At 64.6% G+C, this 18,702-nt stretch carries 16 protein-coding genes and 1 pseudogene; 12 read left to right on the forward strand and 5 right to left on the reverse strand.

Annotated elements, in window-relative coordinates:
* Positions 1-342: 342 nt before the first annotated feature.
* Positions 343-888 (forward strand): hypothetical protein, encoded by a 546-nt coding sequence (locus tag EL22_RS04130; protein WP_050050281.1) that lies wholly within the window; start codon positions 343-345, stop codon positions 886-888.
* A gap of 28 nt (positions 889-916) precedes the next feature.
* On the opposite strand, the gene EL22_RS04135 is transcribed toward EL22_RS04130, so the two are convergent.
* Both EL22_RS04135 and EL22_RS04140 read right to left on the reverse strand, forming a co-directional pair.
* Positions 917-2,731: a ribosome biogenesis/translation initiation ATPase RLI gene (locus EL22_RS04135; RefSeq protein WP_050050282.1), complete on the reverse strand. Its 1,815-nt coding sequence runs from the start codon at positions 2,729-2,731 to the stop codon at positions 917-919.
* Positions 2,732-2,733: 2 nt separating this feature from the next.
* Positions 2,734-3,051 (reverse strand): hypothetical protein, encoded by a 318-nt coding sequence (locus tag EL22_RS04140; protein ID WP_050050283.1) that lies wholly within the window; start codon positions 3,049-3,051, stop codon positions 2,734-2,736.
* A 138-nt stretch (positions 3,052-3,189) separates the two neighbouring features.
* Here EL22_RS04140 and EL22_RS04145 point away from each other — a divergent pair, with 138 nt between their 5' ends.
* The 3 genes from EL22_RS04145 (at position 3,190) to EL22_RS04155 (ending at position 5,894) form a co-directional block, all read left to right on the forward strand.
* A complete protein-coding gene (locus EL22_RS04145) occupies positions 3,190-4,800 on the forward strand; it encodes a long-chain-fatty-acid--CoA ligase (RefSeq protein WP_050050284.1) in 1,611 nt (536 codons plus the stop codon).
* 319 nt (positions 4,801-5,119) lie between these two features.
* Positions 5,120-5,416: a winged helix-turn-helix transcriptional regulator gene (locus EL22_RS04150; protein WP_050050285.1), complete on the forward strand. Its 297-nt coding sequence runs from the start codon at positions 5,120-5,122 to the stop codon at positions 5,414-5,416.
* A gap of 61 nt (positions 5,417-5,477) precedes the next feature.
* Complete coding sequence (locus EL22_RS04155) at positions 5,478-5,894, forward strand: hypothetical protein (protein ID WP_050050286.1); 417 nt, start codon at positions 5,478-5,480, stop codon at positions 5,892-5,894.
* A gap of 22 nt (positions 5,895-5,916) precedes the next feature.
* Here EL22_RS04155 and EL22_RS04160 read toward each other — a convergent pair whose 3' ends face one another.
* A complete protein-coding gene (locus EL22_RS04160; RefSeq protein ID WP_231587872.1) occupies positions 5,917-6,789 on the reverse strand; it encodes an NAD+ synthase in 873 nt (290 codons plus the stop codon).
* 246 nt (positions 6,790-7,035) lie between these two features.
* Here EL22_RS04160 and EL22_RS04165 point away from each other — a divergent pair, with 246 nt between their 5' ends.
* Positions 7,036-8,091 (forward strand): M48 family metalloprotease, encoded by a 1,056-nt coding sequence (locus tag EL22_RS04165; protein WP_050050288.1) that lies wholly within the window; start codon positions 7,036-7,038, stop codon positions 8,089-8,091.
* On the forward strand, positions 8,088-9,308 hold the full coding sequence (locus EL22_RS04170; protein ID WP_082146657.1) for a PQQ-binding-like beta-propeller repeat protein: 1,221 nt from the start codon (positions 8,088-8,090) through the stop codon (positions 9,306-9,308). The genes EL22_RS04165 and EL22_RS04170 overlap by 4 nt, the downstream gene beginning before the upstream one ends.
* A 228-nt stretch (positions 9,309-9,536) precedes the next feature.
* Here the strand turns inward: EL22_RS04170 and EL22_RS04175 are convergent, their stop codons facing one another.
* On the reverse strand, positions 9,537-11,438 hold the full coding sequence (locus EL22_RS04175) for a PINc/VapC family ATPase (protein ID WP_050050290.1): 1,902 nt from the start codon (positions 11,436-11,438) through the stop codon (positions 9,537-9,539).
* A gap of 186 nt (positions 11,439-11,624) precedes the next feature.
* Between EL22_RS04175 and EL22_RS04180 the strand changes: the two genes are divergently transcribed.
* The 6 genes and pseudogenes from EL22_RS04180 to EL22_RS04205 all read left to right on the forward strand — a co-directional run bounded on the left by EL22_RS04180 (position 11,625) and on the right by EL22_RS04205 (position 17,024).
* On the forward strand, positions 11,625-12,842 hold the full coding sequence (locus tag EL22_RS04180) for a M20 family metallopeptidase (protein ID WP_050050508.1): 1,218 nt from the start codon (positions 11,625-11,627) through the stop codon (positions 12,840-12,842).
* Positions 12,843-12,952: 110 nt separating this feature from the next.
* The gene (locus EL22_RS04185; RefSeq protein WP_050050291.1) at positions 12,953-13,384 is read left to right on the forward strand and encodes a universal stress protein; all 432 of its coding nucleotides are present in this window, start codon (positions 12,953-12,955) and stop codon (positions 13,382-13,384) included.
* Positions 13,385-13,451: 67 nt separating this feature from the next.
* Entirely contained in the window at positions 13,452-13,712 is a 261-nt protein-coding gene (locus EL22_RS04190; RefSeq protein ID WP_050050292.1) for a hypothetical protein, read from the forward strand.
* 74 nt (positions 13,713-13,786) lie between these two features.
* Positions 13,787-15,318, forward strand: a pseudogene (locus tag EL22_RS04195) (carboxypeptidase M32).
* Positions 15,319-15,483: 165 nt separating this feature from the next.
* Positions 15,484-15,942 (forward strand): hypothetical protein, encoded by a 459-nt coding sequence (locus tag EL22_RS04200; RefSeq protein WP_050050293.1) that lies wholly within the window; start codon positions 15,484-15,486, stop codon positions 15,940-15,942.
* 80 nt (positions 15,943-16,022) lie between these two features.
* On the forward strand, positions 16,023-17,024 hold the full coding sequence (locus tag EL22_RS04205; protein WP_050050294.1) for an ABC transporter substrate-binding protein: 1,002 nt from the start codon (positions 16,023-16,025) through the stop codon (positions 17,022-17,024).
* 11 nt (positions 17,025-17,035) lie between these two features.
* On the opposite strand, the gene EL22_RS04210 is transcribed toward EL22_RS04205, so the two are convergent.
* Positions 17,036-18,694: a CARDB domain-containing protein gene (locus EL22_RS04210; RefSeq protein WP_050050295.1), complete on the reverse strand. Its 1,659-nt coding sequence runs from the start codon at positions 18,692-18,694 to the stop codon at positions 17,036-17,038.
* Between the last annotated feature and the right edge of the window lie 8 nt (positions 18,695-18,702).

The following is an 18,702-nucleotide window of genomic DNA, read 5'->3' on the forward strand; positions in this document are numbered from 1 at the left end:
CCGTGATGTCCGCCATCTTCTCGCGGAACGGTACGGCTGATTCGGCCTCGAGTAGCGGCTGGTGCGGAGGTGAGCGCCGATGACGGACGACGAGCGGGAGATCGAAATCGACGTCGAAACCGAGGGCGACCGTTCCGGCGACGAGTCGTCGGACGACGGGATGCCGTCCGAAGGTGAGTTCGAGACCGCGCCGTGGCGTCGCGATTCGGCTCCACTCGAGGACCGCGATGAGTCACGGCCGCGCGACCTCGCGGACGAACTCGGCCGGGTCGACGTCATGTCGACGCCGGAGGCTACGTCGAGGGTCGCGTCACCGACCTCGAGACCGTCGACGAGACGACGGTGCGTCTCGAGGTCGCGCTACCCCACGGCCGGACGACGTCGTTCGAACTTGAGAAGCCGATCCCCTGGTCCGAGGAGTATCTGCTGGCCCGGATCGTCGAGGACGTCGGCTACGACGCTGCCTCCGTCGGCCACCTCGTCGGCGAATCGGTGTACCTCGCGCGTGCAGACCGCGAGCACGACGCCGACGAGTGGGACGGCCTTCGGGGGACCGCCGCTCGAGCAGCGGGTCGAACGGTGAACTCGCTGCTCGAGGCCTCGCTCGGCGGGCGCTTCGAGCGGACGGAAACGGGGCCGACGTGGCGGCTCGTCGATCCGCTGGAACGTCCTGACCCCGTCGAGAAAGACGGCTTCGACGCCCTGAGCGTCTCGATCGCTCTCGGGCTGGTTCTTACCGGCGTCCTCGTTGCTGCCGCCGGGGCAGTGTTCGGCGCAACGGGGGGCGTGGCCGTCTCGAGCGCCGTGATTGTGTACGCGTTGCCTGGCGTCGTGCTCGCGATCGCGGGATTTCTCGTCGCGTATTCGCTAAACGGCACCGGAAAATAGGTCGCGGTCCGCTCGAGTCGTGTTGCGATCAGACTGAGTAGTAGTACTCGCCTTCGCGTTTCTGCTCGCGATCTAACTGCGAGTCGGGCTTGTTGATCCGCGGGCGCGAGGTCCGCTCGTCGCGTCGGAACGTGATCTCGAGGTTCTCGAGGAAGTCGTTCATCCCCTCGCGCATCGGCTGTGGCGTTCCGGCACGGCCCTCGATGGCGGGTTCGCCGTCGAAGACCATCAGCCGGTCAGCGAGCAGGTCGATCACGTACGTGTCGTGGTCGATCACGAGCACGGTGGCGTCGTGCATCTCGGCGTGGCGTCGGATCGCGCTCGTCGCTTGCACCCGCTGTTCGACGTCGAGATGGGCCGACGGCTCGTCGAGCAAGTACAGGTCGGCGGTATCGGAGAGGCAGGCCGCGATGGCCACGCGCTGGCGCTCGCCGCCCGAGAGATCCGAGAGGTTCTGTTCCATGATCCGCTCGAGTTGCAGCGGCTGGGCGATTTCGGTGTTCCAGTGTGAAGAACCGAACTGGTCTGTGATCGACGAGAGGAACACGTCGACGCGCATGTGCTGGTCGATGGTGACGTACTGGGGTTTATACGAGATGTCGAGATCCAGATCTGTTTCGCCCGTCGTGGGCTCTAAGTCGCCGGTGAGCAACTTGGCGAACGTCGACTTCCCGATACCGTTCGGGCCGACGATGCCGAGCACTTCGCCTTCCATGATCTTGCCGCCCTCGACTGCGAGTTCGAACTCGCCGTCGCCGTAGGATTTCGTCATATCCGGATATTCGACGAGCGTGTCGCGGTGAGTCGCGTTTCGCGGCGCGTGCTCTTCGAACTCGATCTGGCTCGGCCGGATCCGCATGTTCTCGTTCTCGAGGTAGCCCGAGAGGTACTCGTTGATACCGTTGCGGACGGATTTGGGCGTCGTGATGACACCGTAGGCACCGGGTTCACCGTAGGCGACGTGGAGGGTGTCACAGAGCAGGTCGAGAATCGCGAGGTCGTGTTCGACGACCAGGACGGATTTGCCCTCCTCTTCGGCGAGTTCGCGGGTGAGCCGTGCGGCGGTTACTCGTTGGCCGATGTCGAGATAGGGCGTCACCTCGTCGAGGAAGTAAAAGTCAGTGTCACGAGCGAGCGTTGCCGCGATGGCCACCCGCTGGAGTTCACCACCCGAGAGGTCGTCGATAGACTGGTCCATCACCGGGCCGATCGAGAGCCGTTCGACCAGCGAGTCGAGTTCGCCGCGTTCGTCGGTTCGCTCGAGCAGTTCCCGCGTGTTGCCGTCGAACTGCTGGGGGATCTGATCGACGTACTGGGGCTTTCTCGAGACGGTCACGTCGCCGTCGCGCACGTCAGCGATGTAGTCCTGCAGTTCGGTGCCACGATAGGCGTCGAGCACCTCCTCCCAGCCGGGCGATTCGGTGTAGCGGCCGAGATTCGGCTCGAGTTCGCCCGCGAGGATGCGAACGGCGGTCGTCTTCCCGATGCCGTTCGGGCCGAGGATACCGGTTACCTGCCCTTCCTGTGGGGCGGGAAGTCCGTACAGAGAAAAGGCGTTCTCGCCGTAGCGGTGGACCGGATCGTCCTCGAGTTCCTGCGGGAGGTTGATGATCTCGATTGCGTCGAAGGGACACTTCTCGACGCAGATACCGCAGGTTTCGCCGAGACAGATCTCCTCGGAGATGCGGACCTGTTCGGGCTGGCCCTGATCGGGTTCCTCGCCGCGGAGCGTGATACACTCCTTGCCCGTTCGGTTCGGCGGACAGTAGTTCTTGCACTCGTAGTTACACCGATCCGGCTGGCATCGGTCTAAGTCTACGACGGCGATGCTATCGTCTGCCATCGTCAGATCGTGACCCCCGTGGTGAGCAGGATTCCCCACGTCACGAACCACAGGGAGAAGGTCATGAACGCGATGAACAGGTAGTGTTTGGCTCCGAACTCGCCCTCGTTGTAGATTCCGGAGAGCTTGATGACCGGGAACTGAATCACGATCGCTCCGAGGACGACCAATAGCGCCTCCTGATTTTGCGCGCCCGCCTCGCCGGTCCCGTACAGCGAGAGGCAGACGAACGCGGTGGCGACCCCGAGCAACGCCGACAGCGCGGTCACGCTGACCGAGCGTATGTGCTCGTATCGGTCGCTAATCGATTCCGTCGACATACGCCGAACTCAGTCGCCGTCGGTGAAAAGCCGTTCGCATTGGCTGGGACGCGTCTGGTGGCCCGAGTCGTCTCCGAGGCGTCTCGAGGACGCTCCGGAACCGCAATATTAATCATTACTGTTTAGAGACCGTGTTGTATGGAGACGCCACTGCTCGTCACGGATTTTCTGGATCAGGCGCGGACGTACTACACGGAGGCGGAGGCGATCGTCGGCGCGGACGGCGATCGGTTCACCTACGGGGAGCTCGGCGAGCGAGCCGATCGGTTCTCCGCGGTGTTACAGGATCGAGGCGTCGAGAAGGGCGACCGGGTCGCGGTGCTCGATCCGAACACCCACTACCACCTCGAGGCGGCCTACGGGGCCATGCAGATCGGTGCGGTCCACACGCCGCTTAACTACCGACTGACGCCGTCGGATTACGAGTACATCCTCTCGGATGCTGGTGTCGACGTCGTCGTCGCCGACTACGAGTACGCGGAGAAAATAGAGGCGATCCGCGAGGACGTGCCGACCGAGACGTTCATCACGAACGACGCAGACGCGGTTGTCGGTCGCTGGGAATCGTTCGACGACGCCCTCGAGGAGGCGAGTCCCGAGTACGACCGACCGGAGATGGCCGAGGACGACGTCATCACGATCAACTACACCTCGGGGACGACGGGCGATCCGAAGGGCGTCTGTCGAACCCATCGGACCGAAACGATGCACGCGTACCTCGTCTCGATCTATCACGAACTCACCGACGACGACGTCTACCTCTGGACCCTGCCGATGTTCCACGTCAACGGCTGGGGACACATCTACGCCGTCACCGGGATCGGCGCGACGCACGTCTGCACGCGCGGCGTCTCGCCCGACTCCATCGTCGAGACGATAACGGGCGAAGATGTCTCGTTCCTGTGTGCCGCCCCCGCCGTACTCAACCAGTTGCTCGACTACTACGAGTCCGAGGGCCAGCCAGCGATGTCCGGGGCGAACGATGTCCGGGTGACGACCGCCGGCAGCGCGCCGCCGGAGGCCACGATCCGCGCCGTCGAAGACGAGTTCGATTGGTATCTCAAACACCTCTACGGGGCGACCGAGACCGGCCCGCTGATCACGATTTCGGACGCCAAACGCCTCATCGACGAGGAGAACCGTCTCGAGATAAAGAAACGCCAGGGCTTTGGCATCCTCGGGAGCGACGTTCGCGTCGTCGACGAGGACGGGGAGGACGTTCCCCGCGACGACGAGACACTCGGGGAAGTCGTCGTTCGTGGCAATCAGGTGATGGATCGCTACTGGAACAAGCCCGAGGCGACCGAGGAGGCGTTCTCGGACCGCCTCGAGGGCTACTACCACATGGGCGACCTGGCGACCGTCGACGAGAACGGCATGATCGCGATCCGCGACCGGAAGAAAGACATCATCATCTCCGGCGGCGAGAACATCTCGAGCATCGAGCTCGAGGACGCGCTGTTCGACCACGACGCGGTCGCGGACGTGGCGGTGATCCCGGCACCGAGCGACGAGTGGGGCGAGACGCCGAAGGCGTTCGTCGTTCCGTCGTCGGGCGACGTCGCGAACCCGCCGGTTTCGGCCGACGAACTGACCGCCTACACGCGAGCGGAACTCGCGAGTTACAAGGCCGTTCGGCGAATCGAGTACGTCGAGACGCTCCCGAAAACCGCGACCGGGAAGACCCAGAAGTACGAACTCAGAGAACGGGAGTGGGCCGACGAGGATCGACTGATCGGTGAAGGGTAATCCGGTCTTCGCGGGCTAGGAGAGGCCCCGTACGTCGTTTCACGTCCGTCCAACGAGTGCAGTTCTCGGAGCGTCCTCGGTCGTCCGCTCTCTGTCTCCGAACTGCACTCTCGCTGTCCCGTCTAAATTTCGCCCGACACGATTCGATCCGGTGATCGCGCACGGTCATTCCGACACCTGACTGACTGGTCAATTAGCTCAATATCTCGGTCGTAACGATCCATAACGGTATTTTTCGAACGTTTCTTTCGAATACTTACGTCCGATCCACGTGAGTAAGGCTCAACTTTTATGCGTCTGGGAGTTTTCGATTCGTAGTATGGAAGAGACCGACGGAGAGGAAATCGAAGATCTGCCGCCGAGCGCCAAACTCGTCTTCAAGGTGCTCGAGTACGATGGTCCGTTGACCCAGAAACAGATCGTTCAGGAGTCGATGCTCTCTGCTCGAACCGTTCGCTACGCCCTCGAGCGACTCGAGGACATCGGCATCGTCGACGAGGACATCTACTTCGCGGACGCGCGCCAGAGCCTGTATCGGATCGAAGAGCCGGTCGCGGCCGACGGCAACGGCGTCGAGGACGCCCCTGCGGAGAAAGACGCCTGCTGTGCCGAGTAATCGGCCTCGAGCGTAACCGGCGGAGCGGTAGGATTATTTTCGCGCGGTGACGTTCTCGTCTATGGACAAAGAGCGCCTTCCTCAGTGGGGTTGGCTGTTACTCGGGTTGTTCGCGGTAGCGGTTTTCGCGCAACTGCTCAACGCCGTCGTACTCGGTCGAATCGGCCTCCCGCCGGAATACTACGTCGTGACGCTCATCGCCGGGATGTCACTGGTCGTCATCTACGTCAGCGTCTGGTACGAAGACGACCGCGCCGCCTACTGGGAGGGCTCTTCGGCGAGTTATTTCGGCGATGTCTTTTTCGTAGTGGTCGGCTCGGCCATCGCCGCCGGGTTCGCCATCGCGGTGACCCTCGAGATTGGGCTCGGTCGACTTGTTCGCGAACTGCTCGGGATGATCGCCGGATTCGTGACCGCCTGGGGGACGTTCTACTGGCGAAACACCGACCTGTACCGGACCGACGACGACCCGAGATAATCGGACCACAAGCACGTTCGCGTTAGGCTCGATCTCTGTCGTCGATCCCTGGCGTCTGTGGGACGGTCCGCTTGTGTTCGGACGAGTCGCACATCCCCAGCACTTCTCGTGCGGTCTTCCGATCGATACCCATCTCGTCGGCGGCGTCCTCGAGCGACTGGCCTCGATCGACCACCCGCTCGAGGAGGGGATCGATGACGGCGTAGGGGGCTCCGAGTTCGTCCGCGTCGGTCTGGCCGACGTAAAACCCAGCCGTCGGCTCCTTATCGATGATCCTGTCAGGAACGTCGAGGTAGTCCGCGAGCGCGCGCACCTCGGTCTTGTAGAGGTCGCCGATCGGATAACAGTCGGCGGCGCCGTCGCCGTACTTCGTGAAGTACCCCAGCAGGGACTCGGAGCGGTTCGCCGTTCCCAGAACGATCTGCGACTGGCGATTGGCCGCGTAGTACAGCGTAACCATCCGCATTCGAGCGGCGACGTTCCCGAGCGCGTGATTTCGCTGGTTCGGGCGGGACAGCGACTCTCGGTCCGGCTCGAGCGCCGGTGAGATGGACTCGTCGAAGGCGTCGATCAGCGATCGGAGGTGGATCTCGCGAAAGTCGATCTCGAGATCCTCGGCGACCGATCGAGCATCGACCATCCCCGCCTGTTCGGTCTTGTGGTAGGGCATCCCCAGCGCGAGGACGTTCTCGCTCCCGACCGCGTCGGCGGCCAGCGTCGCGGTCAGCGTCGAGTCGACGCCGCCGCTCATCGCGACGACGACCCCGTCGGCGTTCGCGTCGGCGACCAGCGACTCGACGGACGACGTTATCCGTTCGTACACCGCGGCCAGACTCTCCCGGTCGGTCAGAAACGGCCGTCCGTCCGACTCGAGGCCGCCGTCGTCAGTGGTCACGTAGTTCACCGCTGCAGCGCAGCACGTAGTTCGTCATTTGATGACTGAACCGAGATGCTACTCGTATAAAGGAGTGCACCTTAAACAACTAGTAGCGAGAAAGGGCGTCGGGCTCTCACTCGATTTGCTCGAGTTGCCACACTCGATCGAATCGTTCCACTCGGTCGAGTACCTCTTTTGTGTACACACGGACAGGTTTATTTTTCAGACAGTCCCAGTACCAGTCAGGATACTCCCCGCCTTCACATGTCCTCCCGGCTCGCCGACTCGATCGACCTCGAACCGGATCGCGAGCTACGCCTGCGGATGGCGTTGGCGCTATTTTTCATCACTGTCCTCCCGTTCGCGTTCGTCTATACGTTCGTTTTCCTCCTGAACACCGTCGGCATCGCGTTGCTCGAGTGGGCCAACGAACGCCCGTACACCGGCGAGTTCTACGTCGGTCCGCTCCTCCTGGTCGTCGTCGTTCTCGGCGGCCTCGCCATCCAGTATCTGTACGGACCCAGCGCGGTGCTCGGCTCGGTCGGCGCGAGCCGGGTCGACGCGGACTCGTATCCCACGGTTCACGCGACGGTCACCCGCCTCGCCGCGCAGGCGGACGTTCCGAAACCGGATGTCGCGGTGATCGACAGCGAGGTTCCGAACGCCTTCGCGGTCGCCGGCGGCAACACCGAAGCCGTCGTCGTTACGACCGGCCTGCTCGAACTCCTTTCGGAGGACGAACTCGAGGCGACGCTGGCCCACGAACTCGCACACCTCGCGAACCGCGACGCGAGGGTGATGACGGCGGCGTGGCTCCTGCCGACGATCACTTATTACCTCGCGATCGTCGCGTTCTACGTCCTGTACGGGTTCGTTCGCGTTCTCGGCGCGGGAGGCGGCTCGTCGGGCGGCGATCGCGACGGTCGCGGACTCCTCGTCGCTATCGTCGTCATCGTCGTTACCGCGGTCCTCACGCTCGCCGTGTCAGCGATGTTCTGGTTCGCGAGCGTCCTCCTCTATCGGCTCCTCTCGAGGTACCGCGAACACGCTGCCGATCGGGCCGCGGCGACGATCACCGGCTCTCCGGCCGCCCTCGCGAGCGCCCTCGAGAAGATCGACGAGACGATGCCCGACGTGCCGGACGACGACCTTCGAGACCTCGACGGCGGCGTCGAAGCGCTCTATCTCGCCCCACTCGAGTCCCGCGCGTTCAGTTCGGCGGAGTTGATCAGCACCGACATCTTCCCGGATACGCACCCGCCGACGGCCGAGCGCCTCGAGTACCTTCGAGATCTCGAACAGGAGAGGATCCAGCGGTGAGCGAAAACCGATCCCGGTGGTCACGACGGCGGGTGCTCGGTACGGTGGCGACCGGAGCGTCGGCGCTCGTCGCCGGCTGTGGCTACCAGCCCGGCGGTGGCGAGTTCGTCTGGGAGGAGTCACTGCCCACCGGCATTCATCCGAGCGCGGACACGGGGGGCTCGCTGTGGCGGTCCGGTCGACGCCTGCTGTATCGAATTCGCAACCGAAGCGGGCAGGGTATCGATTTCGGAAGCGGCGGTTTCGTCGAACTCGACGACGCGCAGGTGACCGCCTACGACTCGAGCGGGTCGAGAGTCTGGGAGGGTGAGACCGCCAGTCAGTACGCCGGTCTCCCCGCCGTTGCGGACGGGCGGGTCGTCTGCTCGCTCGAGAACGAAACCGTAGTCGCGCTCGAACCGGACCCCGACGAGGCGGATGGAGGCGCGGAGAGCGTCACGAGCCGGGACAGCGACGACCCGGACACCGTCTGGACGACCGAGTGGGACGGCCCCAGACTCAGGTTCCGCGCCTCGCCGACCCTCGCCGTCGGCGTTCACCAAGCGGGCGTGGTCGCGTTCGCACTGGCCGACGGCAAGGAACTGTTCTCGATCGACCGCGAGGACGCTCCGATCGACGATCTCGACGACGGAGCGGTTGGAGCCGATCACGTCTGGATCGTCGGCGGAAGCGACCCCACGCTGCTCGGGTACGACGCCGAGGGGACACGAACCGTCTCGCGTGCGCTCCCGTCGACGCCCTACTGGCTCGAGACCGCGGGATCGGTCGCGGTTCTCGGCATCGAAACCGAAAGCGGCGAGGACGAACTGTGGTTCGTCGACGCTGCCGGCACCCAGCGCGGTAGGCTTTCGATCGACCGCTCGGGTAGTTCCCCTACCATCGTCGCGAACCGCGCCTATCGCGCCATTGATGGGACAATTCGGGCGATCGACTGCTCGAGCGGCGAGCGCCACTGGACGCTCGAGGGATGCGAGATCCGGGGCGATATCGTGGCCGACACCGACCGTCTCTACGCTCGCGGAACGACCCCGGAGATGGACGACTGTGGGCTGTTCGCTATCGATCGCGACGGGACGGTGGCCTGGACCGCTTCAGTGCCCGAGGAACCCGGCTGCTCCGGCGACCTGTTCGCGCTCGAGGACCGCCTGATCGCCCTCGGTGACGAGAACATGTACGGATTCCGAAAAACATCCGGCCGGCGGTTGACGCTGCTGTGAGTGGGCGCTCACCCGCTCGAGAACTACTTAAGAGGGAACGACGGTAATCGGGTCTTTCTGATCGATCACCTGCTCTAGCTCGTCGGCGATCGCACTCCCTCGAGACACCTGTCTCTCACACGCGTACCTTTTTTCTCGTCGGGTTCCCCCTTCGGGGTCACCCTCCTCCAAAAAATCTACGCTAAAAAAGGCCGCTCGTTCGCTTTCGCTCACTCGCGGTCGGAGTTCTTACGACGGGACGACAGTAATCGGGTCTTTCTGATCGATCGCCTGCTCTAACTCGTCCGCAATGGCGCTCCCTCGAGACACCTGTATTTCGCCGCCGCGGCTCACCGTCGCCGTGAACAGGTACTCGCCGTTTGCCTGCACTTCGACGGTCTCGCTCTGGTGGCCGTCGACGGGGACGACGATGTGCCTCGAGGTGATCTCGGGCTGGACGATCTGGCCGGCGGACTGGCCGCCGTCCGCCCCGCCGCGTCCGCCCGCGGGACCGCTTCCGCCGGCGTGTTTGGTTCCGCCGCCTCCGCCAGCCCCGGCGTGGGGGTTCTCGTCGTGGGTCCGAACGTCGATGTCGATGCCGAGTCGGTTCTCGACGTCGTTGATCCGACCGCCGCCCTTCCCGATGACGCTCGAGATGTCGTCGTCGGTGACGTAGACGACCGCCCGGTCCTGGCTCTTGAGCTGGACGTCGACGTAGCCGTGGGCGATCGAGCGAATCTCCCGTTCGATCTCCTGTTTGGCGATGCGGTCGACGCCGGATTCCGAACCGGGGCCGCCCTCGTCGTCGTCGAGCGGGACGGTGACGACCTGTCGGTTGAAGGTATAGATCTCGTACTCGGGCACGCCGGTTTCGAACTCCGTGACCTGGATCACCGGCCGGGCGAGGTCCTCCTCGGTGAGTCCCGCTGGGACCTTGACCTCCGTCCGGACGTCGTAGACCTTCGCGACTTCGCCGGCCTCGATGTAAACCACCGTGTCGACGACCTGCGGGATCATTCCGAGTTCGACCCGACCGATGAGCCGCTGGAGGGCGTCGATCGGTCGCGTGGCGTGGACGACGCCGAGCATGCCGACGCCCGCGAGTCGCATGTCCGCGAAGACCTCGAAGTCGTTGGTCTTGCGGACCTCGTCGTAGATGGTGTAGTCGGGTCGGACCATCAACAGGGCGTCCGCGGTCTTTTCCATCTGTCCGCCGAGTTCGGTGTACTGGGTGATCTCGGGGCCGACCTGCAGGTCTCGGGGTTTTTCCATCGTCTTCACCGAGTAGTCGTTATCCGAGATGTACCGAGCGACTGCCTGCGCGAACGTCGATTTGCCCGCTCCTGGCGCACCGGAGATCAGGACCCCGCGCTGGTGCTCGAGCAGCCGATCTTTCAACTCGTCGGCGTGCTCGTAGTCCTCGATGTCGGTCTGGGCGATCGGCCGAACGGCGGTGATCTCGATGCCGTCCGAGAAGGGGGGTCGGGCGATTGCGATCCGGAAGTCCCGGAACTGGACGATCTGCATACCTGGCTCTTTCAGTTCGATAAAGCCGTCGCTCGACTCCTTGGCTCCATCGACGACCTCGCGGGCGTACTCGTCCATCGTCGCCTCATCGAGCGGCTCGTCGGCGATCTCCTCGTAGCGCATCTCGCCGAGTGCGCCGCGTTTGGCCATCGGCACCGTGTCCGTCTTGAGGTGGACGCTCATCGTCTCCTCGTCGAAGTAGTCCTCGACGGTGAGGGTGCCCACTTCTCGAGTCTCCGGCGAGACGTACTCGACCTCGAGGCCTTTGGCTCGCGCGACCTCGGCCTGGACGATGTCGCTCGTGATGAAGGTGGCCTCGAGGTCCTCGGCCAGATCCCGGATCAAGGCGTCGATCTCGCCTTCGGAGGCGTGGCCGCGTTCCATGGCGCTCGGGCGTTCGCCGACGTATTCGATATCGACGACGCCGTCGTCGGCCAGGTCGGCCAGCCGCTTGAGCTCGGAAAGTCCATCCCAGCCGCTATCGTAGCCGTCGTTGGCCTGCGCCTCGAGTTCCGCGACGACGGGTTCCGGTATCGAAACCGTCGCTCCCTCGAACTGCCCGTCTTCGATCGTCTTCGAGACGCGGCCGTCGATGACCACGCTCGTGTCCGGCACGACGTTCATGTGTCAATCTACGGTACCCGACGCCAATAAGGGTGTTCAACGAGCGGGACGGTGGTTGGCGGGCTCGAGCGCTACTCACGAACCGTCGAAGTCGAGTCGCCAACTAACGGCGGTAGGCTGAGTCGATGCGGTCTCACTTCGATGTGTTCCGGTGGAACGAACACCCTCGAGACCGTACCGCTCGCTATGTCTGTCGTCGATCTCACCCGGACGCTGGTCTCGATCCCGAGCCACGAGGACGAGACCGCGGCGGGCGACGCCCTCGAGGAGTGGCTGCGGACCGAAACCGACGCGGCGGTCACGCGGGACGAAATCGGAAACGTCATCGCCCGGCGACGCTCGAGCGACGCAGTCGATACTGCTGAGACCGGAGCGGCTGACCTGCGAACGCTCGCGCTCGTCGGCCACCACGACGTCGTTCCGCCGGACGACGCCCAGGTCGACGACGGCGAGTACGTCGTCGAGGAACGCGACGGCCGACTCTACGGCCGCGGGACCGCGGACATGAAAGGCTCGCTCGCGGCGGCGGCCATCGCGTTCCGAGACGCCGACCTCGAGTCGGCCCCAGACACTGGCCTCGAGTCGGCCTCGGATGCTGACTCGGCCCCCGGTGCTGACTCGACCTCGGGTGCGAACTCCGGTTCGAACGCCGACGCCGACCCTTGGCCCGGCGAACTCGTCTTCGCGAGTTTCGTCGGCGAGGAAGACGGCGGTATCGGCGCTCGCCACGCGATCGAGAACGGCTTCGCGCCCGATTACGCCGTCGTCGGCGAAGGCTCGACGAACTACTCCGGGCCCGATGTCACGGACGTCGCAGTCGCCCACAAGGGTCGGCGCGCGAGCACGATCACCGCCCGCGGCACCGCTTCCCACGCGAGCGAACCCGAGGCCGGCGAGAACGCGATCTACCGCGCCACAGACGCCGTCGATGCGATTCGGGATCTCGAGGCTCCGTCGCTCGAGGTTGCCGGCGACCGACTCGAGGGCAGTCTCGTCGTCACCGAAATCGAGGGCGGCTCGGCGTGGAACGTCGTCCCCGAGAACTGTGCGATCACGGTCGACGAGCGAACGGTGCCAGGCGAGCGGGCGTCGTTCGAGACGGTGGCGGACCTCGAGGGCGTGGAATGGACGGTCGACCAGGACCTGCCGCCGATGCGGTGTGACGACGGCGCGTTCGCGGACGCGGTCCGCGAGGCCGCAGGCCGGTCCCAATCGGCCGCTCCCGAACTCGCGACGAAACCCCACGCGACGGACGCGGGGTGGCTCTCGCGGGCCGGCACGGAGTGTGTCATCTACGGCGCGTCCGAGCCCGGCGAGGCGCACACGAAAACCGAGAGCGTCTCGATCTCGGTCCTCGAGCGGTGTCTCGAGACCTATCGGCGACTCGCAGCGCGGTGGGTGTGAGTTCGACGACGCCCCACCCGGGTAGGGCTGATGTGGAACGTCGCCCTGTCGGGTGCGGTCGATTCGTCCGGTAGGGATGGTTTAAGCCATCGTCCGTGGTGGGTGATCACATGGTCGAGCAAATTCTGGTTCCGATCGACGATTCGCCGCAGGCGACGGCCGCGCTCGAGTACGCGCTCGCGGAGTTTCCCGAGGCGTCGATCACGGCGATACACGTGATCGAACTCCCCGAGGGGTACTGGGCGGCGTTTACCTCCTCTGCGGAGGAGTTTCCCGGCTACGAGCGCGCGAACCGTCACGCGACGGACCTGCTCGAGGAGACGGTCGAGCAGGCGTCCGACGCCGACCGCGACGTCGAGACGGTCGTCGAAACGGGCAAACCGGCACACGAGATCGTCGAGTACGCCGTCGAAAACGACGTCGAGCAGATCGTGATCGGCAGTCACGGCCGCAAACGAGCCGGGCGACTCCTCTTTGGCAGCGTCTCCGAATCGGTCGTCCGTACCGCGCCGATGACGGTCGTGGTCGTCCACGACACCTGATGAGTCAGTCGTCCGCGAGTGTCGTTCTCCGGTGGATTTACGCTCCTCGAGACTGTCAACTCGTTCAATGGACGCCGGTGGAACCGACCGTAAGCGACTCGACGATTCGACGAGTTCGTCGGCCTCGAGGGGGTGGCTCTGGCGCATCGCGATGGCGATGCAAAACGGGGCGCTCGTCCTGCTTCCCATCGGATTCATCGGGCTGACGCTGACTGACTCGTGGCTCGCGCCCGAGGAATCGCCGTACTCGCTGCTCTTTGCCGGCGGTATTCTCTGTGCGATCGGCTCTATATACCTCGCGATTTATCAACACGATATCGACGAGTGACGGCGAGTCTCGTCGGTTCGCCGCTTCCACCGGAACCCGGACGTTGATGGGTGAGTCACTCATACTGTGTTCTAATGACAGCAGATCAGACACAGACGGCGACCGACGCAACCGAGGCGTACGGCCGCCTCGAGGAGCGTATCGAGCGGATTTCGAACATCGGCAACGCCGCGGGCATTCTGCGGTGGGATCAGGAGGTCATCATGCCCGACGCGGGGACCCCGGCGCGAGCGAAACAGCTTTCAACGCTCTCTGCGCTCAGCCATGAACTGCTAACCGACGAGGAGACCGGCGACCGTCTCGCGGAACTCGAGGCCGCGGATGCGGATCTCACCGATGACCAGCGGGCGGTCGTCCGCGAGGTCCGTCGGCAGTACGACCGCGCGACGAGCGTGCCACAGGAACTCGTCGAGGAGATTTCGGAGACGACCTCCAACGCGCACCCGACGTGGATGCAGGCTCGCGAGGAGGACGACTTCGAGCAGTTCGCGCCGACGCTCGAGAAACTCGTCGACCTCAAACGCGAGTACGCCGCCCATATCGACCCCGACGCGGATCCCTACGAAGTCCTGTTCGCCGAATACGAGCCGTACATAGACCTCGAGACCGCCGAGGAAATCCTCGAGCAGTTGCGCGATACGCTCGTGCCGTTGCTCGAGGCGATCGACGAGAGCAACGCGGCCCTCGCGACCGACGCGTTCGCCGGCCAGTTCGACGACGACGATCAGGAGGCGCTGGCTCGGGACGCCCTCGATGTCCTGGGCTACGACTGGAATCGTGGCCGCCTCGATACGGCGCCGCACCCGTTCTCGTCGGGGACACAGTTCGACGCGCGGGTGACGACCCGGTTCGAGCCGGCGGACCTGCTCGGCTCGATCACGTCGGTCATCCACGAGTTCGGCCACGCGAACTACACGATCGGCCTCCCCGACGAGGAGTACGCCACGCCGCTTGGCGAGGCTCGAGACCTCACGGTCCACGAGTCTCAGTCGCGACTCTGGGAGAACCACGTCGGGCGCTCCCGGCCGTTCTGGGATCGCTTCCTGCCGACCGCCAGAGAGCGGTTCCCCGAACTCGAGGACGTCTCCCCGCGGGAGGCCTACGAGGCCGCGAATCAGGTCTACGACGACAACCTGATTCGCGTCGACGCGGACGAGTTGACCTACCACCTCCACATCGTGATCCGCTTTGAAATCGAACGGGACCTGATCTCCGGCGACCTCGAGGTCTCCGAGGTCCCCGCGGTCTGGAACGACAAGTACGAGGAGTACCTCGGCGTGCGACCCGAGACCGACGCGAGGGCTGTCTGCAGGACATCCACTGGTCGCACGGCTCCTTCGGCTACTTCCCGACGTACTCGCTGGGATCGGTGCTCGCGGCCCAACTCTACGCGGCCGCCGAGGACGAACTCGGCGATCTCGACGACCGGATTCGTGCGGGCGAGTTCGACGACTTGAACGGCTGGCTCCGCGAGAACGTCCACCAGCACGGAAAGCGCTACACCACGCCCGACCTGATCGAGTCGGCGACCGGCGAGCCGTTCACAGCGGAGTACTTTCTCGAGTACGTCGACGCGAAGTACGGCGACCTCTACGACCTCGAGTAGGCCGGCCGCGGAGCCATCGCCGTCGAGCAACCGCCGAACGTACAGCAATCTCTGAACGTACGGCAACCGTCGAACGTACAGCAATCTTCGGCGTACTCACCCCGATAAAACGAGGTTGGCTGTGCCGGGTACAGACTCTCGAGCGGGTGCCCCTAGGGTTCTCCCGTGAAAGTCTCAATTCCGGGCCTCGAGGGAGTCTACTACGACACGAGCGCAGAAAGCACGGCCGCGACGGTCGCGCTGACCGCCGCCGGGCGACGAGCGCCGAAACCGCACGGGTACGCCGTCCAGTTGCTACCGTACCTCTGGTCGTTCGACGTCGACCTGCAGGAGGTGCCGAACGATCACCCGATCCAGTACCTCCATCCGGAGGGCGCACAGAGCCTCGGCGAACTCGCGAACGACGGCGTCGGTCGCGCCGCCGGAACCGACTTCGAGACTGTCCTGCGATTCGTGTGGGCGATCAACGAGCAAACCGAGTCGGCCGCCATGCGCGTTCTCGGGCGCGGCGAACCCTCGGAGGAGGGCGTCGTCATCGAGATCGAGGACGGCACCGTCGACGTCGGCGGCGACGAACTCGAGACCGACGAGTTCGACATCGAGGCGAACTCTCCGGAGCGGTAAGTGCTGGCAGTGTCGTCGGCTCGAGATTCGAGTCGACGTCGAGGGTCCCGTTTTTAAGCCTGTAAACCGACGACCCAGCTATGCGAATCGTCACGACGCTGCCGTCGGCGACCGAGATCGTGACCGCGCTCGGTCTCGAGCCGGTCGGCGTCTCCCACGAGTGCGATTATCCGCCGTCTGTTCGATCGCTGCCCGCGGTCACGGCCTCGAGCGTCGACGCCGACGCCGGCAGCTCCGAGATCGACCGACAGGTCCTCGAGTCGGTCGCCGAAGGCGACGGCGTCTACGATGTCGACCTCGAGACGCTCGAAGAACTCGAGCCCGAGCTGATAGTCACGCAGGGCGTTTGCGATGTCTGTGCGGTCGACGAGGTCGTCGTCGAGCGAGCGGTCGAACGGATCGACGCCGAGCCGGAGATTCTGACGACCGATCCCCACACCGTCGGCGACGTATTGGACGACGTCGAGCGCATCGGCGAGGCGACTGGAAAGGCCGAACGAGCCCGCGCAGTGGTCGACGACCTCGAGAATCGGATCGAATCGGTCCGCTCCCGGGCGAACGACGAACGCCGCGACTCGAGTGACGCCGTCACCGACTCGAGCGCCACTGTAACCCACTCGAGCACTGAACCGAGCGGCTCGAGCGACCGACCGCGCGTCGCCGTCTTCGACTGGACCGATCCGGTCATGGTCGCGGGCCACTGGACGGCGGACCTCGTCGAGTGGGCCGGCGGCGAGTACGGACTCGCAGACCCCGGCGAGGCCTCGAGGCCCCGCGAGTGGGGCGAGATCCGCGCGTACGATCCCGAGGTCATCGTCGTCGCGCCGTGCGGGTTCGACCTCGCGCAGACGGCCGCGAACCTGTCGGATCTGACGGCACTCGAGGGGTGGGCAGAGCTTTCTGCCGTTCGGAACGACCGCGTCTGGGCGATGGACGGCAACCACTATCTCAACCGTCCCGGTCCCCGGCTGGTCGAGACGCTCGAGACCCTCGCACCGATTATCTCTCCCGACCGGTTCGAGCGGCCGCCCGACGAGTCGGTCGCGGTGCCTCTCGAGCGTCTCGATAGAACGCGAGTCTGACCTCGACTGGGTTATAGTTCCCCGATCCGAATGCCGTCCGGCTGGAGGACGACGCCGATGTCGCTTGCGGTGTCCTGAAAGACCTCCGAGTGCGACGCGACATCGTCAACGCCGACGCCGACTTCGAATCGTCCGTCGCCCGGAAGCGAGGGGAACTCGCGCTGTTCTCCGTCCGCGAGCTGGAGGTCCTCCTGGAACACGACTCCGCTCTCGTCTTTGATCTGCAGTCGGACCGTCGAGTCCCTCGGCAGACCGTTTTCGACGATAACGCTGCCGCCACCTCCAACGATTCCCTGTACGGCGCTTTGGACACGCGACTTCGCCGTGAGTAGTTGCGCCCGAAGCGCGTCGGGATCGTCACGGTATTTGAGTGCGACCGCACCGGCCGCGAGCAATGCGAGCACCGCAAGCAGCGCCAGCGGCAGGGCGAACGAGGCGAGTCGATCGAGGACCGACTGACCGGAGACGTCGATCTGTGCGCTTCCCTCGGCCGATTCGGCCGCGCCTGCGCTCTCGTTGTTCGCCGTCATCCCGTATTCGTACTCGCCGTTTTCCGCCGGCGGCTCGATCGCGGTTTCGACCGTCTTCGACTCGCCGGCCGCGAGCGTCACGCTCTCCTCGCCGACGAGTTCGCCGTCCAGCGTGAACTGCACGGTCTGTGTATCGAGTAGTTCGCCCGAATTCGTCACGTTTCCGCTCATGTTCAGTTCCGAATTCGCGCTGTCGGCTCCCTCGAGAACGGCGTCTTCGACGGTGAACACCGGTCGCGTCGCCGTCGTCGTATCGCTCGAGCCGTTCGCCTCCGCGGTGAGTTCGAGATTCGACGGTGCGTCTTCGGTCGGTTCGAAGGAGAATTCCGATTCGACCGATTCGCCCGGGTTCACCGACACCGTCTCTGTCTCGCTGCCGTCGCCCTCGACACCATTGGGATCGCCGACCGACACCGTGAGTTCGACGACCTCCGGTGTCTCGCCGTCGTTCTCGATCGTGACGAGTGCATCCAGCGATTCTTCGGATCCGAACGACTCGTCGACCTCGGTAAACGTCGTTGACAGGTTTCGCTCGAACTCGAGGGCGTCGCTCCGACCCGGCGTTTCGACCGAGACGTTCGTCAGCGGGACGGACGCGTCGTCGAGATACGTTGAGAACGTCGTTTCGGTGGCCGAGCCGTCCTCGACGGTGACGTTGCGCTCGTCTTCGACCGAACCGTCGATGCGGAAGGTCGTGGGCACGACGGTCTCGCCGCCCGGAACCGTCCCGTCGTAGTCGATGCTCGCGACGACCTCGAGTTGCGTCGAGAGGGTCGCGGTCGGCTCGTTGGTGATCGTTGCGGACATGCGTTCGTTGTGAGCATCCTGCGAGACGACCGTCGCGGTCGCTTGCTCGGCGTTCGAGTCCGCCGGGACCGCGACTTCCACGCCGATTTCCGAGGCGTTGATCTCGTCCGTATCGTAGCTGAACTCCTTGGTGGTGCTCGCACCCTGTGCGAGGGCGATCGACCGCGACTCCACCTCGGTCCCGTCGACCGAGAGTGTCACGGTCCGATCGCCGAGATCCAGCGCACCGCGTCGCTCGAAGTCGGCTTCGACGATGAGTGGTTCGCCCGCGACCGGATCGTTGGTTTCGAGTCTCGTGATCGCGATTTCCGATTCCGTGATGGTGATCGGCATCGTGAACT

It is taken from the genome of Halostagnicola sp. A56 (genome assembly GCF_000691505.1).
Lineage (GTDB): Archaea > Halobacteriota > Halobacteria > Halobacteriales > Natrialbaceae > Halostagnicola.

Bases quoted from the DNA above. Each gene is read 5' to 3' on its own strand.
- EL22_RS04140 (WP_050050283.1), bottom strand. From the start codon at position 3,051: ATGTCGACGGAATCGATTAGCGACCGATACGAGCACATACGCTCGGTC.
- EL22_RS04180 (WP_050050508.1), top strand. From the start codon at position 11,625: ATGTCTGTCGTCGATCTCACCCGGACGCTGGTCTCGATCCCGAGCCAC.
- EL22_RS04190 (WP_050050292.1), top strand. From the start codon at position 13,452: ATGGACGCCGGTGGAACCGACCGTAAGCGACTCGACGATTCGACGAGT.
- EL22_RS04145 (WP_050050284.1), top strand. From the start codon at position 3,190: ATGGAGACGCCACTGCTCGTCACGGATTTTCTGGATCAGGCGCGGACG.
- EL22_RS04185 (WP_050050291.1), top strand. From the start codon at position 12,953: ATGGTCGAGCAAATTCTGGTTCCGATCGACGATTCGCCGCAGGCGACG.
- EL22_RS04150 (WP_050050285.1), top strand. From the start codon at position 5,120: ATGGAAGAGACCGACGGAGAGGAAATCGAAGATCTGCCGCCGAGCGCC.
- EL22_RS04210 (WP_050050295.1), bottom strand. From the start codon at position 18,694: ATGCCGATCACCATCACGGAATCGGAAATCGCGATCACGAGACTCGAA.
- EL22_RS04175 (WP_050050290.1), bottom strand. From the start codon at position 11,438: ATGAACGTCGTGCCGGACACGAGCGTGGTCATCGACGGCCGCGTCTCG.
- EL22_RS04165 (WP_050050288.1), top strand. From the start codon at position 7,036: ATGTCCTCCCGGCTCGCCGACTCGATCGACCTCGAACCGGATCGCGAG.
- EL22_RS04155 (WP_050050286.1), top strand. From the start codon at position 5,478: ATGGACAAAGAGCGCCTTCCTCAGTGGGGTTGGCTGTTACTCGGGTTG.
- EL22_RS04135 (WP_050050282.1), bottom strand. From the start codon at position 2,731: ATGGCAGACGATAGCATCGCCGTCGTAGACTTAGACCGATGCCAGCCG.
- EL22_RS04205 (WP_050050294.1), top strand. From the start codon at position 16,023: ATGCGAATCGTCACGACGCTGCCGTCGGCGACCGAGATCGTGACCGCG.